This window comes from Streptomyces sp. NPDC056361 (assembly GCF_042262805.1).
Classification (GTDB): Bacteria; Actinomycetota; Actinomycetes; order Streptomycetales; family Streptomycetaceae; genus Streptomyces.
In genome coordinates this window covers 13,074-29,105 of sequence record NZ_JBHJQI010000108.1, presented here as the reverse complement: position 1 = coordinate 29,105, position 16,032 = coordinate 13,074, and the positions used below count along the sequence as shown (strand labels likewise).

Genomic DNA, 16,032 nt, shown 5'->3' with positions numbered 1-16,032 from the left:
CCGCCGTGGGTGCGGTGGGGATGGGCTTCGCGTCGAGCGTGCCGGCGGCCGTGGGCGCGGCGGCGCTGCTCGGCGCCGGTACGGCGGTGCTGCAGCCGGCCCTCGCGACGATGATCGTCTGGTGCTCGACGCCGGTCGGTCGGACCCGGGCCTTCGCCATGCAGTTCTTCCTGCAGAACCTGGGGCTCGGTATCGGTGGTCTGATCGGCGGTCTGCTGGTCGACACGAGCCGTCCGGGCAGCTTCATCCTGCTGTTCTCGATCGAGGCGGCGATGTTCCTGGTCCTGGCGGCGGTCGTGGGGACCGTGCGGATGCCCGGTTCGCCGGCGCTCCAGGGTGCGCGTCCCTCCGAGGGCGGCAAGGGCGGCGGTGTGCGGGCGCTGCTCGGGCACAAGGCGATGGTGCAGCTGTGCGTCCTCGGCTTCGTTCTCTTCTTCGCCTGCTACGGGCAGTTCGAGTCGGGTCTCGCCGCGTACGGCACGGAGGCCGCCGGCATCCAGCCGTCGGCGCTCGGGTTGGCGCTGGCCGCGAACACGGCGGTGATCGTGGCCGCTCAGTTCCTGGTGCTGAAGTTCGTGGAGCGCCGGAAGCGGACCCGGGTGATCGCGGCCGTCGGTCTGATCTGGACCGTGGCGTGGCTCATCGCCGGGTACGCGGGTCTCGGGCACGGCAGCCAGACGATGGCGACGGCGGCGTTCGTCTCGACGTACGCGCTGTTCGGGCTCGGTGAGGCGATGCTGTCGCCGACCGTGGCGCCGCTGGTGGCCGATCTGGCGCCGGAGTCGATGGTCGGGCAGTACAACTCGGCGTTCGCGCTGGTCAAGCAGCTGGCGCTGGCCGTGGGTCCGGCCGTGGGCGGGCCCATGGGGGCCGCGCTGCACGGGCCGTACATCGTGACGTTCGTGCTCTTCTCGCTGGGCATCACGTTCCTGGCCGTCCGGCTCGGCCGGCAGCTGACGCCCGAGCAGAACCAGCCGTCCCTCGCCGGCAGGCCGTCGAAGGTCGTGGCGCGGCACCAGCCGGAGCGGAAGGTCGAGGCGGCCGCCTAGAGCGTGTCCTCCCCGGCCGCGCGGTCGGGGAGGGCGAACTCGCACCAGACCGCTTTGCCGCCGCCCGGTGTGCGGCGGCTTCCCCAGGACGAGGCGATCGTCGCGATGATGGAGATCCCGCGACCCGCCTCGTCTTCCGTTTCCGCCCTGCGGCGGCGCGGGAGGTGGTCGTCGCCGTCGGTGACCTCGATGATCAGGCGGCGGTCGGTGCGGCGCAGCCGCAGCCGCATGGGCGGGGTGCCGTGCTGGAGGGAGTTCGCGACGAGCTCGCTGGTGGCGAGGACGCCCAGGTCGCGGAGTTCGACCGGGAAGCGCCAGCTCGACAGGACGCCGGAGGCGAAGGCACGCGCGCGGGGCGCGGCCTCGACGCCGCCGAGGAGTTCCAGGGCCGCGTTGTGGAAGAGCTCGGCGTGCGCTCCGGCGCGGGAGGGGTGCTGGACGACGAGGACGGCCACGTCGTCGTCGTGGTCGGCGGTGACTCCCAGGGAGCGCAGGAGTCGGTCGCAGACGACCTGCGGGGTGCCGGTGGCGCCGGAGAGGGCGCGGGCGAGGGCGGCGACGCCCTCGTCGATGTCCTCGCGGCGGCGCTCGACGAGGCCGTCGGTGTAGAGGACGGCGGTGGAGCCGGGCGGCAGGGCGATGGAGCCGGAGGCGTGCAGCCAGCCGCCGGTGCCGAGCGGCGGTCCGGTGGGGTCCTCGGCGCGGCGGACTGTGCCGTCCTCGTCGCGGACGAGGATCGGGAGGTGGCCGGCGGAGGCGTAGACGAGCTTGCCCTCGCTGGGGTCGTGGATCGCGTAGACGCAGGTGGCGATCTGGCTGGCGTCGATCTCGGCGGCGAGGCCGTCGAGGAGCTGGAGCACCTCGTGCGGGGGCAGGTCCAGGCGCGCGTAGGCCCGGACGGCGGTGCGGAGCTGGCCCATGACGGCGGCGGCGCGCACGCCGCGGCCCATGACGTCGCCGATGACGAGTGCGGTGCGGCCGGCTCCGAGGGTGATCACGTCGTACCAGTCGCCGCCGACGGCCGCGTCGGTGCCGCCGGGCTGGTAGGTGGCGGCGATGCGCAGGTCGTCGGGTTGTTCCAGCTCCTGCGGGAGCAGGGAGCGCTGGAGGGTGACGGCGGTCTCCCGGTGGCGGCGCTCGCTGGCCCGGAGCCGCTCGGCGGCCTCGGCGTGGTCGGTGACGTCGGCGGCGTGGACGAGGACGCCGCCGCCGTCGACGCGGGGGCTGTCCACGGGCAGGCAGGTGACCGTGTACGACCCGCCGTCGTGGGTGCGGCGCGACTTGACCGTGCGGGGCTTGCCGCTGCGGAGCACCTGGTCCATGAGCGGCAGCAGGCCGAGTTCCTCGGCCTCGGGGCAGGTGTCGGCGACGGTCGCGCCGGCGGGGCGCGGGCCGAACGCGGCGGCGTAGGCGTCGTTCACGTACGCGATGCGGTGCTCCGGGCCGTACGCGAGTGCGACCAGGCCGGGGAGGCGGCCGAGGAGTTCCCGTACGGAGAAGTCCTCGAGGGTGGGGACGTCGGCGGCCTCGGCGGCGCCGGCGAGCTGCTCCAGCTGCTGCCCGTACTCACCGCGGGCTGCGGGCACGGAGCCTTCGGTCCCCCGCGCCGCGCGGCGCTGCGTGCCGGGGAGCCGGGCGCTCCAACGGGTGAAGTTCACGGATCTGTATGCCTCGTGGTGTCGGTGCCGTGCAGAGTCACGCTGTGCAGGTGTGAGCCCACCTATGGTCACACGTCCAGTGTGGACGAGTGCACTGACAGTGATGTCAGGACGACGGCTTGTCGCCGGGGTCGGGGGGTGGGGCGGCGGCGAGTTCGAATTCGGCGCGGGGGTGTTCCAGCGAGCCGAGGGAGACGATCTCCCGTTTGAACAGGCCTGACAGGGTCCATTCGGCGAGGACCCGGGCCTTGCGGTTGAAGGTGGGCACCCGGCTGAGGTGGTAGGCGCGGTGCATGAACCAGGCCGGATATCCCTTGAGCTTGCGTCCGTACACGTGTGCGACCCCTTGGTGGAGGCCGAGCGAGGCGACGGAGCCGACGTACGCGTGCGCGTACTGCTTGAGCGGCTGCCCCCGCAGGGAGGCGGCGATGTTCTCGGCGAGGACCTTGGCCTGGCGGACGGCGTGCTGGGCGTTGGGCGCGCATTCCTTGCCGGGTTCCCGTGAGGTCACGTCGGGGACGGCGGCGGCGTCGCCGGCGGCCCAGGCGTGGGCGACGCCGTCGACGGCGAGCTCGGCGGTGCAGCGGAGCCGGCCGCGTTCGTTCAGCGGCAGGTCGGTGGCGGCGAGGACCGGCGCGGGCTTCACGCCGGCCGTCCACACCACGGTGCGGGTGGGCAGGCGGGTGCCGTCGCTGAGGACGGCGACCCGGTCCTCGCAGGAGTCGAGGCGGGTCTGCAGGCGTACGTCGATGTTGCGGCCGCGCAGCTCGCGGACGGCGTACCGGCCCATCTCCTCGCCGACCTCGGGGAGGATCCGGTCCGAGGCCTCGACGAGGACCCAGCGCAGGTCCTCCGGCTTGAGGTTGTGGTAGTACCGGGCGGTGTAGCGGGCCATGTCCTCCAGCTCGGCGAGGGCCTCCACGCCCGCGTAGCCGCCGCCGACGAAGACGAAGGTGAGGGCGGCGTCGCGGATCGCGGGGTCGCGGGTGGAGGAGGCGATGTCCATCTGCTCGATGACGTGGTTGCGCAGGCCGATGGCCTCCTCGACGGTCTTGAAGCCGATGCCGTGGTCGGCGAGGCCGGGGACCGGGAGGGTGCGGGAGACGGAGCCGGGCGCGATGACCAGCTCGTCGTAGGTGAGCTCGGTCGCGCCGGTGCCCTCCTCCTCGGTGGCGAGGGTCGCGAGGGTCGCGGTCCGCTTGGCGTGGTCGACGGCCCTGACCTCGCCGATGACGATCCGGCAGCGGTCCAGGACCCGGCGGAGCGGCACGACGACGTGGCGCGGGGAGATGGAGCCGGCGGCCGCCTCGGGCAGGAACGGCTGGTACGTCATGTACGGCTCGGGGGTGACCACCACGATCTCGGCGGCGCCGGCTCTGAGCTCCGCCCTGAGCTGCCGCTGAAGGCGCAGCGCGGTGTACATGCCGACGTAGCCACCGCCGACCACGAGAATGCGCGCAGGTTCGGTCACTGTCCCATGACGCACCTCCGTCCGTGGTTTGTCCACAGGCTCGGCAAATTGTGTGACCGGAGGGGTACGGAGGCGCGGGGTGGCGCGTGACGGGCCTGCGGGGGAATCAGTGCAGGTCACGGCAGGTGGAGAGGGGCGGAAAGGGGGTCGGAATCGGGAGTCTTCCGGGCCTTGCTCCGATCGGGGGGCGCACCGTACGGAACTTCCCCTTCTGAATTGACCCCGACTCAACTATGTTCGTACCTCGTCGGGGTGTCGGATCGGAGCGCGTGGACCTGAGCGCTGATCGACCGGAAACCCCGTGTCAGGGCGGGGAGTCTCCGGGGGGAGACATCATGAGCGGGGGAACGCTTATGCAGATTCAGGATTCGCGATGGCCGACGGGCGCCGGGACGGCGATCGTCGACGACGGCCACGGTTCGGGGGGCGCTGCCTCCGAACCGCGCAACGGAACGGTGGTGCCCGGCGGCAGGTCCGCGCCGCTGCGGGTGGACGCCCAGCGCAATCTGGAGCACGTCCTGCGCGCCGCGCGCGAGGTGTTCGGCGAGCTCGGCTACGGCGCTCCGATGGAGGACGTGGCGCGCCGCGCCCGCGTCGGGGTCGGCACGGTCTACCGCCGCTTCCCCAGCAAGGACGTGCTGGTGCGGCGGATAGCCGAGGAGGAGACCTCCCGGCTGACCGATCAGGCGCGGGCCGCGCTGGGCCAGGAGGAGGAGCCGTGGTCGGCGCTCTCCCGGTTCCTGCGGACCTCGGTCGCCTCGGGCGCGGGCCGTCTCCTTCCGCCGCAGGTGCTGCGGGTCGGCGTGGACGAGCCCTCGGTGCTGCCCGTCACGGACGACGGTGACGACGCGGCCCGGGTGCCGTCCCAGCGGGGTCTCGCCGAGCAGGCCGACGCCCGCGTGGTCGCGCCGCGTGCCGTGCCGGCGGAGGAGCGGGACGACGCGGGGGCGGCGGAGCTGCTCGAGGTCGTCGGCCGGCTCGTCGACCGGGCGCGTGAGGCGGGTGAGCTGCGGACGGACGTGACCGTGGCGGACGTCCTGCTCGTGATCGCCACGGCCGCCCCGGCCCTGCCGGACGCGGTCCAGCAGGCGGCGGCCTCGGCGCGGCTCCTCGACATCCTGCTGGAAGGCCTCCGGTCCCGGTAGGTCCCGCGGTCTTCTTCCCACGTCCCTCAGGCGGACGGCTGTTCCGTGGTCCGGGCGGACCAACGAGCATGACACGAACGTGTGAGCGGTTACGCCCGGATACCGGAAGTCTGCCCGGACGAGTGGTAAGTGGACGCGGTGCTTCGGCGTGCCCGCGCTCTGTGGCAGTCTTGGCCGGTGTTCGGGTCTGGGCATGCGTACGGGGGCTTCCGCGATGAGCGGTGACGGTCGGGACGAACCGCTGGGCGACGGCGGAGGCACCGAGCCCGGGGGCCCGCCCCCGCGGCAGGTGCCGAGCCAGGGCGGACCCGGAGGCCTCTCCGGCGCGGCCGGCACGACGGGCGGGTCCGGTGCGGCCGGCACGCCGAGCGTGCCGGGTCAGGGCGGTGCGATGGCCCCGCCGGGACCTCACGAGCAGCTCGACCCGAGCGTGCCGCAGCAGCGGGAAGGCAAGTCCTCCGGTACGGCGGGCGCGGTGGCCGGCGGGTTCGCCGACCGCGCGGCGGCGGCGGCCGGAACCGAGTACCGCGACGCTCCCGGGACGTCACCCGACGCGTCCGGAGCCGCTCCCGACGCGTTTCGCGACGCCTTTCCCGACCCGTCTCCCGGCGCCCCTTCCGGTGCCGAGGGCGAGGACGACTCCGACGGCGTGCTGCCGCCGCCGCTCCCGCTGCCGCCGTCCGACCCCGAGCTCGTCCAGCTCATGCGGGACGGCGACGGCTCCGCGTACGAGGAGCTGTTCCGCCGCCACTCCGACGCCGTGCGGCGGTACGCGAGGACCTGCTGCCGGGACGCGCACACCGCCGACGACCTGACGGCCGAGGTGTTCGCCCGCACCCTGCAGGCCGTGCGGGGCGGGGCCGGGCCCGAACAGGCCGTGCGCGCCTACCTCATGACCACCGTCCGCCGGGTCGCGGCGAACTGGGCGAGGACCCAGAAGCGCGAGCACCTCGTCGAGGACTTCGCCGTCTTCGCGGCCGACGCCGCCCGCTCCTCCGAGGTCTCCGACCAGGACACGATGGACCTCGGCGCCGACGTCCGCGCCATGCACGAGGCCGAGCAGTCGCTCGCCATGCAGGCCTTCCGGTCGCTGCCCGAGCGCTGGCAGGCCGTGCTGTGGCACACCACCGTCGAGGAGGAGTCGCCGAGCGACGTCGCCCCGCTCTTCGGGCTCACCGCCAACGCCACGGCCGTCCTCGCCAGCCGGGCCCGCGAGGGCCTCAAGCAGGCCTACCTCCAGGCCCACGTCAGCCAGTCGCTGACCGCGGGCGGCGACTGCGCCCGCTACGCGGACCGGCTCGGCGCCTACGCCCGCGGCGGGCTGCGGATGCGGGCCGAGCGGGGCCTGCGCAAGCACCTGGAGGAGTGCGCCAAGTGCCGGCTCGCCGCCGGTGAACTCGCGCACGTCAACGCCGGGATCCCCGCGCTGCTCCCGGTCGCCGTCATCGGCTGGTTCGCCGCCGGGTACTCCCTCAAGGCGGCCGGGGTCGTCGCCGGTGGCACCGCCGCCGCCGCGGGAGCGGGCGCGGCGGCCGCCGCCTCCGGATCCTCGGGCGGCGCGGCCTCCGGCGGGGCCGCCGCCGAGGGCCTCGGCGCGCCCGCGAAGGCCGGCATCGCCGCGGCCATGGCGGTCGCCGCGGCCGCCGGCCTCGTCTGGGCGATGGCCGGGGACCCGCAGCCGGTGGCCGCGCCCAAGCCCGCACCGCCGGTCGTCACGCCGATCGTGCCGCAGGAGCCCGCGCCGCCGCCGAAGCCGACGCCCAAGCCCGTACCGCCGCCCCCGCCCGTGCGGTCCGAGCCGCCGGCACCGAAGCCGACGCCCGCGAAGCCCTCCCCCGAGCCGACGCCGCCGACGCCGCCGAAGCCGACGCCCAGCCCGAAGCCGAAGCCGACACCGAAGCCGACGCCGCCGCCCGCGAAGCCCGCGCCGAAGCCGAAGCCCAAGCCGACGCCGCCACCCGCGGCGCCGGCCGTCTACCGGGTCGACGAACTGCAGTACGGGATCTTCGGCGACGGCACCAAGCCCGAGGTGTCCCTCTCGGACAGCAGCTGGATGTGGCAGCGGCGCAACCTCTTCATCGGGGGCACCCCGTACGCGCACGGGGTCAGCGTCCACGCCCCGTCCTCGCTGCTCGTCACCCTCAACCGGCAGTGCACGAGCTACGACGCGGTCGTCGGCATCGACGACCTGAGCGCCCTGCTCGGCGTCGGCGGCGTCCGGTTCTCCGTCTACGGCGACGACGAGCGGCTCTGGCGCTCCGGCGTCGTCCGGGCCGGCGACCCGCCGCTTCCGGTGCACGTCGACATCGGCGGCCGCAGCACGATCCGGCTCGTCGTCGAGGAGCACACGCCGTTCGGGCGGGCCGCCGTCGCCGACTGGGCGGATTCCCGGATCAGCTGCTCCTGACCCCGCGGATCAGGACGTCCCCGCGCCCGCCGGGTCCGCGCCCGTGCGGGTCCCGACGAGGGCCAGGACCGCGTCGACGTCGAGTCCCTCGCCGGCCGCGCGGGCGGCGGCGAGGCCGGACGCGCCGAGCGCGGCGAGGCCCTTCGCGGCCACCGTCTCGGCGTCCCGGGCCTGGGGCACCGAGCGGGGTATGTCCAGGCGCCAGACGTCGACGGCGGCCAGGACGGTCGCGGCGAGGGCCGGTTCGCCCACCTCGGCCAGGATGACCGCGAGCCCCTCGCCGAGCGCCGCGTGGACGAGGTTCGCGCACTGGCCGTCCCGGGCGGCGCGCAGCGCGGACACGGCGTGCGCCACGGCCTCGGCGCTCCTGCCCTCGTGCGCCTCGACCAGGGCGGTGAGGCCCGTGACCGCGGCCGAGAAGTGCGGCGGCGGGGTCCCCGCGGTCACCAGCCGGCCGGCTTCCTCCAGGAGGACGCGGGCCGTCGCCACGTCGCCCTCGTGGAGCGCGATGGCGGCGCGCAGGAAGCCGACGAACGTCCGGGTGTCGTGCACGTGGTAGCGCTCGGCCTCCGCCTCGGCCTCCGTGAGGCCCTTCTTCGCGGCCTCCATGTCACCTCGGTGGTAGTAGAGCTCGGCGAGACGGGCGAGGAGGAAGGGGCTCTCGGCGTGCGCGCCGACCTCGCGGGCGAGCCCGAGGGCCTCCTCGTACGCCGCACCGGCCTCCTCGTGGCGGCCGCGCATCATGTGGGCCTCGGCCGCCGCGCTCGCGATCTGCGCCCCCATCCAGCGGTCGCCGACCCGGCGGGCCAGGACGCGGAGCTCGGCCAGGTCGTCGTCGACGCCGGGCATGTCGCCGGGCATGTCGACGACCATGTGCGTACGGAACATCAGGGTGACGCCGACCTCCCAGTCGCCGCCGTGGCGGCGGCAGTTGTCGACGGCGGCGTCCAGCATGGCGCGGATCGTGGCCGGTTCCTCGGTGAGGTACGCGGTGAAGGGCCAGAGCAGACCGGGGAAGCGGGCGGCCTGGGGACCGGGGTCCGCGCCGAACGCGGCACGCACCCGCTTCACCAAGCCCGCGAGTTCGGCGTCGTCACGGAACTCGCTGACGACGTGGTTCTCGACGGCGAGGAAGAAGTACAGCATCCGCAGGTGCATGCGCGGCCAGTACCGGGGGTCGGCCGCATCCTCCGGGTCCTCGCCCAGCGCGAGCGCGCGCTCGGCCCAGGCCAGTCCCTCGGGACGGTAGTTGCGCAGCCACCAGAACCAGCCCATGGCGAAGACCAGTCGGTGGGCGGCGGCCTCGTCCGGGGCGGTGAGGAGGGTGCGGTGCAGGGCGGCGCGGATGTTGTCGAGGTCGCGCTCGATCCGCTCGATCCACGGCAGCTGCTCCCCGGAGCGCAGCCGGGGTTCGGCGGTCTCGGCGAGCGCCGTGAAGTGGGCGGTGTGGACGGCCTCGGCCTCGGCGAGGAGGTCGGGGGTCTCGGCGGCGCGTTCGGAGGCGTACTCGTGGATGGTCTCCAGGAGGCGGTAGCGCATCTCGCCGCCGTCGACGGGGGCGGCGACCACCAGGGACTTGTCGACCAGGGCGCCCAGCGCGTCGGCGGCACGCGGGGAGAGCGCCTCGGCGGCGGCCAGGTCCCAGCCGCCGGCGAAGACCGAGACCTGGCGGAGCAGGGTGCGCTCGTCGGGGTCGAGCAGGTCCCAGGACCAGTCGACGACGGCGCGCAGGGTCTGCTGGCGTGGCAGGACGGTGCGGGAGCCGGAGGTGAGGAGGCGGAAGCGGTCGTCGAGGCGGTCGGCGATCTGGCGCGGGGTGAGCAGCCGGAGGCGGGCGGCGGCCAGTTCGATGGCGAGCGGCAGGCCGTCGAGGCGGCGGCAGATCTCGTCCACCGTGCCGCCGTCCCCGACGGGGTCGAAGGACGGGCGCACGGCGCGGGCGCGCTCGGCGAACAGCCGGTGGGCCGGGTCGGGCGGCAGCGGCTCGACGGGGCGGACCGACTCGCCGGGGACGCCGAGGGGTTCGCGGCTGGTGGCGAGGATCCGGAGCTGCGGGCAGTGCGTGAGCAGGGTCTCGGCGAGGGCGGCGGCCGCGTCGACGACGTGCTCGCAGTTGTCGAGGACGAGGAGGAAGGGGCGGCGGGCCAGGTGCTCGACGAGGTGGGCGGCCGGGTCGTCCTGGAGCGGCACGCCGTCGCGGGTGATCAGGTTGACCTCCCGGAGCCGGAGCGCGGAGAGGACCGCGCCGGGCAGTGCCTCCGGGTCGTCCAGCGGGGCCAGCTCGGCGATCCAGGCCTCCGGTCCGCCGGCCCGCAGCGCGGCCTCCTCGGCGAGCCGCGTCTTGCCCGAACCGCCGGGGCCGGTGAGCGTGACCAGCCGGGAGCGGCCCAGGTCCGCGTCGAGGGCGGCGAGTTCGGGTTCGCGGCCGACGAAGGAGGTGAGCCGGGGCCGGATGTTGCCGCGCGCGGGGTCGGCGGTGGCGGCCTTGGCCCGGGCGGTGGCGGTGGCGTGGGGCGCCTGGGATGCGTCCGCCGCGGTGGCCGTCGGCGGGGCAGGGGCGGGTGCTTCGGCCGGAGGCGCTCCGGTGAGGAGTTCCCGGTGGAGCGCGGCGAGTTCGGGGCCGGGGTCGGCGCCGAGGCCGTCGGCGAGGGTGCGGCGGGCCGAATCGTACGCGGTGAGGGCGTCGGCGTGGCGCCCCTCGGCCCGCAGGGCGCGGATGAGGTGGGCGTGGAAGGCCTCGTCGTACGGATACGTGGTGGTCAGCTCGGACAGTTCCGGGACGAGCCCGTCGGTGGCGCCCCGCCGCAGGTCGGCCTCGACGCGTCGGCGCAGGGCCGCGAGCCGCTGGGCCTCGGGGCGGACGCCCGCCGGGTCGGGGAGGTCGGCGAGGGCGGGACCCCGGAAGAGCCCGAGGGCCTCCCGGAGGAGGCCGGCGGCGGCCTCGGGGTCGCCGGCGTCGAGGTGCGCGCCCGCTTCCCTGACGCGGTCCTCGAAGACGTACAGGTCGATGTCGCCGGGGGCGGCGGCGAGCCGGTAGCCGGGGCCGGGGGTCGAGGCGACGGCCTCCCTGCCGATGACCCGGCGGAGGCGGCCGACCAGGGCCTGGAGGGCGGCGGGGGTGTCGAGCGGCGGGTCGTCGCCGTACACGTCGTCGGCGAGCTCGGTGACGGACGCGGCCCGTCCGCCGCGCAGCGCCAGCGCGGCGAGGAGCGCGCGCAGGCGGGCGCCGCCCAGGGGGAGGGAGGTGCCGTCGGGCCGGAGGGCCTCGGTGGTGCCGAGGATGAGATACCGCACCGGCTCATTGTGGCCGGTGGCGGGGACCCGCGCCTCGGGGTTTGCCCGGGCGTGCCCCTCAGAAGGCGCCGGTGTCCAGGTCGAAGCCGAGGGGGTGGGGAAGCGGGACAATTGCCCCCAGCTTGTGGATGGACTTGTGGGCGTAGTCGTCGCCGACGGGCTCGGAGCAGACGACGGCCTCGCCGGCCTCGCGGTCGATCATCAGGTAGACGGGGATGCCGGCCCGGGCGTAGGCCCGGATCTTCTGTACACGGTCACGGCTAGCGGTGGAGGAGGAGGTCACCTCGGCGACGAGGAGAACGGGGTCGGGGGAGTGCCACTCCTGCTGGTCGTCGAAGCAGTCCCTGGGGGCGACGACGAGGTCCGGGACGACACGCACAGTGCCGGTGACTCCGGGGAGGTACAGGCCGATGCCCGTGGAGTTGCGCAGTTCCTTGTCGACGCGGCGGGCAATGACTTGCTCCACCATCTCGGTCACGATCTTCTCGTGCTCGCCGTTGGCCGGAGGCACCACGTAGATCTCCCCTTCGATCAGCTCCACGCGCCAGCCCTTGGGGGCCAGCGCACTGAACAGCTCGAAGGTCTCCTCGAGACTCGCACCCTCACGTTCGGGCATGCCTTCGGAGAACGCGCCTTCCGGAACCGGCAGCGGCATCGCCATGGCGGACCTCCTTCGCTCGGGTGCGACGGTTTCAGCTTAGGCCCGACCTCGGGTCGAAGTCCGCGAAGCGTTCACTCGAACGAGCGTGCTGGGACGTTTCGCCTGCCCGATGGGGCTCACGCCGGAAGCGACCTCGACGCCGGGATCAGGGGGCCCTGGACCGCGCGGTGGGCGCGGGGCTCGGTGGTGTTGGTCCAGCAGGAGCCGCGGCGGGAGAGGAGGCGGCGGAGCCAGAGTTCGGTGGAGACGAGGTCGGCGAGGCCGTCGAGGGGGACGGGGGCGCCGTCGGCGGCGGAGCGGAGGGCCTCGCGGACGACGCGGGCGTCGACGAGGCCGGCGTCGGCGAGCAGCGGGGCGTCGAAGAGGGCGAGGAGCTGGGGCAGCGCGACGCGCAGGCCCGCGCGGGCGGCGGCCGCGGGGACGCCGGGGTGCGGGGCGCCCCAGCCCGGGGGCAGGTCGTGGACGCCCGCCCCGGAGAGGACGGTGCGCAGGACGCCGGCGCGGGCGTCCGGTTGGACCCGGAGCGATTCGGGGAGCGCGCGGCAGGCGCGGACGACCTGGTTGTCGAGGAACGGGGCGTGCAGTCGCTGGCCGCGGATCTCCGCGGCCTGCTCCAGGACGCGGTGGTCGGCCGCGGCGCGGACGAGGGCGGCACGCGCGCGTGCCTCGCCCGGGCGCTGGACGGCGGCGGGGAGCGTCGCCGCGCGGTTCAGGCGAACCGATACTTCCGCCAGCGCCTCCCCCGTCAACCAGCGGGCCGCGGGCCCGGGCCGCGACCAGGCGAGCGCGGACAGCGAGGCCTCCAGGGGGCCGAAGCCGTCCGGGGCCGTGCGGTTCGCCTCCAGGACGCGCCGGGCGGCCGTCTCCAGACCCGTCCGGTACGGGGTGCGGGCCAGCTTCCGCGCCGCCCGGTAGACGGTCAGCGGCACCAGGAACGACCCGGCGGACGGGCCCGAGGCCTTGGCGAGCGCCGTCACGGGACGCACCAGGGAGCGGCGCCTGCGGTCCATCAGGAGGTCGGCGAGGCGTGCCGGGTGCGCGTCCAGGACCTGCTTGGCGCCCATGCCCGTGAAGTGGTCGGCGCTGCCGCCCGCGAGCCGCCGCCGGTGCCGTTCGGCCGTGACGAGCGCGGGCCCAGGCTCGTCGGTGAGCGGCCCGTCCAGGGCGGCGTACGGCAGCGCCTCCTCGCCCGCCGCGACGACGACGTGGTGCAGGCGCGGGTCGGCCGCGAGCTCCCGGGCCCGCTTCAGCTCGTCCTCGCGGCTCGCACCCGCGCGCGTGGCCAGGTCGTTGAAGGTGACGGCGAGCAGCCGCTCCCCCGCGCCCGTGCCGTGCCCGACGATCGTGCCGGGCACGCCGGGGAGCCCGGCCGCGAGGAGCGCGAGGGTGCCGGAGGCGCTGCCGCCGGACAGGTCGGCGCCGATGCCGGGGGCGGGTCCCGCGCCGCGGGCCGCGCGCCGGTCGGCGGGCCCCATGCCGGGGACCGGTCCGGGGTCGGGCAGCGGGACCTCGGGCGCGTGCCGGGGGGCGGTGAGCCGGGCGCGTACGGCCTCGACGAGGGCGTCCCGTACCCCTTCGACGGCCTGCCGGGCGTCGGCCTCGGGCGCCGCGACCGCGAGCGAGGCGACCTGCTCGTAGCCGGCGATCTCCCGCGAGCCCTCCCGCAGGATCAGCGCGTGGCCGGGCGGGACCCGCCGGACGCCTTCGTAGGGGGTGGAGTCGCGCAGCGCCTCCGGGGTCTCGGGGCAGGCGAGGAGGGCGGCCAGGTGGCCGATGTCGAGCTGGGCCTCGACGAGGTCGGCGAGCGGCAGGGCGGCGGTGGCGAAAGCGGTGCCGCCGGCCCACGGGGTGTGGAAGACGGGCCGGGCGCCCGCGAGGTCGCCGGTGACGGTGACGCGGCGGCCGGCCCTGACGACCGCCGTGTAGCTGCCGGGCCATGCGGTGAGATGCCGCAGTGCGCCCCCGCGCGCGGTGAGCAGGCCGATCCGCAGTTCCTCGTCGCTCGCGGCGCAGCAGCCGAGGACGGCGAGGCGGGTGTGGTCGTCGACGGCCACCACGCGCACCTCGTCGGGCCGCCAGTCGCCGACCGCCCACAGCGGATCGGGGCCGCTCCACAGGAGTTGTGCGCCCACCGGCTGCACCGCGCGCGCCTCGGCCGCCCGGTCGGAGCCGTAGCCGGAGGAGGAGGGGAAGTCGGCGTCGTATCCGCCGCTCACCGCTCCCGAGCGTGCTCCGGCGGTCGTTGCGACGTTCGCGGCGACACTGCTCCAGCCCACCAGCCATCGCATCGGCGCCTCCACATCCGTTTCGGTGGGAGACATGCTGCCACGACAACGGCGCACGGGGCGGAGTCCGGGTGCACGCGTACGAAAGCCGAATGCGCCCCTGGCATGGGCCGGTTGGGCACCGACGGCACACCGGCGTCATTCGGCCAAATATCGACCGTGCCCGGTGGGTTTGGAACGCGACCGGGCGGTCTCTCGTCACATGGGCGTCCGGCAGCCCGGGAGGCGCTCCCGCCTCCCGGCGCCGTCCGCCGCCCGCGGGGAATGGGGCGGCGGTATCCCCCAGCCCACTGGTCCGGGACACCGTTCCCGGCCGAGCGGGCCGACCCACGCGCTACTCATGGAAGCGGCCGCCCGCCGGCCGGACGAGAGCGCACGGCCGGGCGCACGGCCACACGGCGGGAGCGCGAGCCGGGCCCGCGGCACCCGCCGGCGACCGGTCACACAACAATCTCGCCATACGGAACACCGCCCCTTAACGGTAGGGATGCGGCGAACTACGCTGTGTTTACGAATGCCGCACGCCTATGCCCGGCGTCGTGGCGGCCGTCTGGGTTGTCGAGGGGTGGCGTCATGTCCAGGGAGCAACGCGGGCCGAACGAAAAGCTCGGCACGGTTCTCGCCCTCGCGGGAATCAGCAACGCCGGGCTCGCCCGGCGCGTCAACGACCTCGGTGCGCAGCGGGGCCTGACGCTTCGATACGACAAGACCTCGGTCGCCCGGTGGGTGTCGAAGGGCATGGTGCCGCAGGGCGCCGCCCCGCACCTGATCGCCGCCGCGATCGGGCAGAAGCTCGGCAGGCCCGTGCCGCTGCACGAGATCGGGCTCGCGGACGCCGACCCGGCGCCCGAGGTCGGGCTCGCCTTCCCGCGCGACGTGGGCGAGGCGGTCCGCTCCGCCACCGACCTGTACCGGCTCGACCTCGCCGGTCGGCGGGCCGGCGGCGGCATCTGGCAGTCGCTCGCCGGGTCGTTCGCGGTCAGCGCGTACGCGACCCCGACCTCCCGCTGGCTGATAACCCCCGCCGACCCGTCGGTCGAGCGGGAGGCCCCGCGCCCGGTCGCGGGCGCCGCCGCGGCGGCGGCCCCGGAGCACGCGCGCGTGGGCCACAGCGACGTCGCGAAACTCCGCGAGGCGGCCGAGGACGCGCGCCGCTGGGACTCCAAGTACGGCGGCGGGGACTGGCGTTCCTCCATGGTCCCCGAGTGCTTACGGGTGGACGCGGCCCCCCTGCTGCTCGGCTCGTACTCGGACGAGGTCGGCCGGGCCCTATTCGGCGCGACCGCCGAGCTGACCCGGCTGGCCGGCTGGATGGCCTTCGACACCGGGCAGCAGGAGGCCGCCCAGCGCTACTACATCCAGGCGCTGCGGCTCGCCCGCGCCGCCGCGGACGTGCCCCTCGGCGGATACGTCCTCGCCTCCATGTCCCTCCAGGCCACCTACCGGGGCTTCGCCGACGAGGGCGTCGACCTCGCCCAGGCCGCCCTCGAACGCAACCGGGGCCTGGCCACCGCCCGCACCATGTCCTTCTTCCGGCTCGTCGAGGCACGCGCGCACGCCAAGGCCGGCGACGGGGTCGCCGCCGCGGGCGCGCTCAAGTCCGCCGAGGGGTGGCTGGAGCGGTCCCGGACGGGCGACGCCGACCCGACCTGGCTCGGCTTCTACTCGTACGACCGGTTCTGCGCCGACGCGGCCGAGTGCTACCGGGACCTGAAGGCGCCCCGCGAGGTGCGCCGCTTCACCGAGCAGGCGCTGTCCCGGCCCACCGAGGAGTTCGTCCGCTCGCACGGGCTGCGGCTCGTCGTCTCCGCCGTCGCCGAGCTGGAGTCGGGCAACCTCGACGCGGCCTGCGCGGCGGGCACGCTCGCGGTGGAGGTGGCGGGGCGGATCTCGTCGGCGCGGACCACGGAGTACGTTCGTGACCTGCTGCACCGGCTCGAACCGTACGGGGACGAGCCGCGCGTCGTGGAGCTGCGGGAGCGGGCCAGGCCCCTCCTCGTCTCCCCGGCGTGACGAGCGTCCCACGAGGTGGGCGTTTAGCGGCGATGTCAGTGGGCCAGTG

9 protein-coding genes are annotated in these 16,032 nt (G+C 75.2%); 4 read left to right on the top strand and 5 right to left on the bottom strand.

Annotated elements, in window-relative coordinates:
• Positions 1 to 1,049: MFS transporter (locus ACFCY7_RS28645; RefSeq protein WP_376488948.1), on the top strand; the 1,049-nt coding region annotated here is incomplete at its 5' end.
• Here ACFCY7_RS28645 and ACFCY7_RS28640 read toward each other — a convergent pair.
• Both ACFCY7_RS28640 and ACFCY7_RS28635 read right to left on the bottom strand, forming a co-directional pair.
• Positions 1,046 to 2,707 (bottom strand): SpoIIE family protein phosphatase, encoded by a 1,662-nt coding sequence (locus ACFCY7_RS28640; protein ID WP_376488947.1) that lies wholly within the window; start codon positions 2,705 to 2,707, stop codon positions 1,046 to 1,048. The genes ACFCY7_RS28645 and ACFCY7_RS28640 overlap by 4 nt on opposite strands.
• Before the next feature lie 106 nt (positions 2,708 to 2,813).
• Entirely contained in the window at positions 2,814 to 4,178 is a 1,365-nt protein-coding gene (locus tag ACFCY7_RS28635; protein WP_376488946.1) for an NAD(P)/FAD-dependent oxidoreductase, read from the bottom strand.
• Between the two features lie 353 nt (positions 4,179 to 4,531).
• Between ACFCY7_RS28635 and ACFCY7_RS28630 the strand changes: the two genes are divergently transcribed.
• Both ACFCY7_RS28630 and ACFCY7_RS28625 read left to right on the top strand, forming a co-directional pair.
• Positions 4,532 to 5,323 (top strand): TetR/AcrR family transcriptional regulator, encoded by a 792-nt coding sequence (locus ACFCY7_RS28630; RefSeq protein ID WP_376488945.1) that lies wholly within the window; start codon positions 4,532 to 4,534, stop codon positions 5,321 to 5,323.
• A gap of 214 nt (positions 5,324 to 5,537) precedes the next feature.
• Positions 5,538 to 7,730, top strand: a complete 2,193-nt coding sequence (locus ACFCY7_RS28625) for a sigma-70 family RNA polymerase sigma factor (protein WP_376488944.1) — start codon at positions 5,538 to 5,540, stop codon at positions 7,728 to 7,730.
• 9 nt (positions 7,731 to 7,739) lie between these two features.
• Here ACFCY7_RS28625 and ACFCY7_RS28620 read toward each other — a convergent pair whose 3' ends face one another.
• From ACFCY7_RS28620 to ACFCY7_RS28610, 3 genes are all read right to left on the bottom strand, one after another.
• The gene (locus tag ACFCY7_RS28620; RefSeq protein WP_376488943.1) at positions 7,740 to 11,024 is read right to left on the bottom strand and encodes a BTAD domain-containing putative transcriptional regulator; all 3,285 of its coding nucleotides are present in this window, start codon (positions 11,022 to 11,024) and stop codon (positions 7,740 to 7,742) included.
• A gap of 58 nt (positions 11,025 to 11,082) precedes the next feature.
• Positions 11,083 to 11,685 carry a Uma2 family endonuclease gene (locus ACFCY7_RS28615; protein WP_376488942.1) on the bottom strand — a complete coding sequence of 201 codons (603 nt, stop codon included), beginning with the start codon at positions 11,683 to 11,685 and terminating at the stop codon, positions 11,083 to 11,085.
• A gap of 116 nt (positions 11,686 to 11,801) precedes the next feature.
• The gene (locus tag ACFCY7_RS28610; RefSeq protein ID WP_376488950.1) at positions 11,802 to 13,973 is read right to left on the bottom strand and encodes an asparagine synthase-related protein; all 2,172 of its coding nucleotides are present in this window, start codon (positions 13,971 to 13,973) and stop codon (positions 11,802 to 11,804) included.
• A gap of 570 nt (positions 13,974 to 14,543) precedes the next feature.
• Between ACFCY7_RS28610 and ACFCY7_RS28605 the strand changes: the two genes are divergently transcribed.
• Complete coding sequence (locus ACFCY7_RS28605) at positions 14,544 to 15,983, top strand: MFS transporter (protein ID WP_376488941.1); 1,440 nt, start codon at positions 14,544 to 14,546, stop codon at positions 15,981 to 15,983.
• The last annotated feature ends 49 nt before the right edge of the window (positions 15,984 to 16,032 follow it).

Coding starts and splice junctions, on each gene's coding strand:
- ACFCY7_RS28630 (WP_376488945.1), top strand. CDS start 4,532: ATGCAGATTCAGGATTCGCGATGGCCGACGGGCGCCGGGACGGCGATC.
- ACFCY7_RS28625 (WP_376488944.1), top strand. CDS start 5,538: ATGAGCGGTGACGGTCGGGACGAACCGCTGGGCGACGGCGGAGGCACC.
- ACFCY7_RS28615 (WP_376488942.1), bottom strand. CDS start 11,685: ATGGCGATGCCGCTGCCGGTTCCGGAAGGCGCGTTCTCCGAAGGCATG.
- ACFCY7_RS28610 (WP_376488950.1), bottom strand. CDS start 13,973: ATGCGATGGCTGGTGGGCTGGAGCAGTGTCGCCGCGAACGTCGCAACG.
- ACFCY7_RS28605 (WP_376488941.1), top strand. CDS start 14,544: ATGTCCAGGGAGCAACGCGGGCCGAACGAAAAGCTCGGCACGGTTCTC.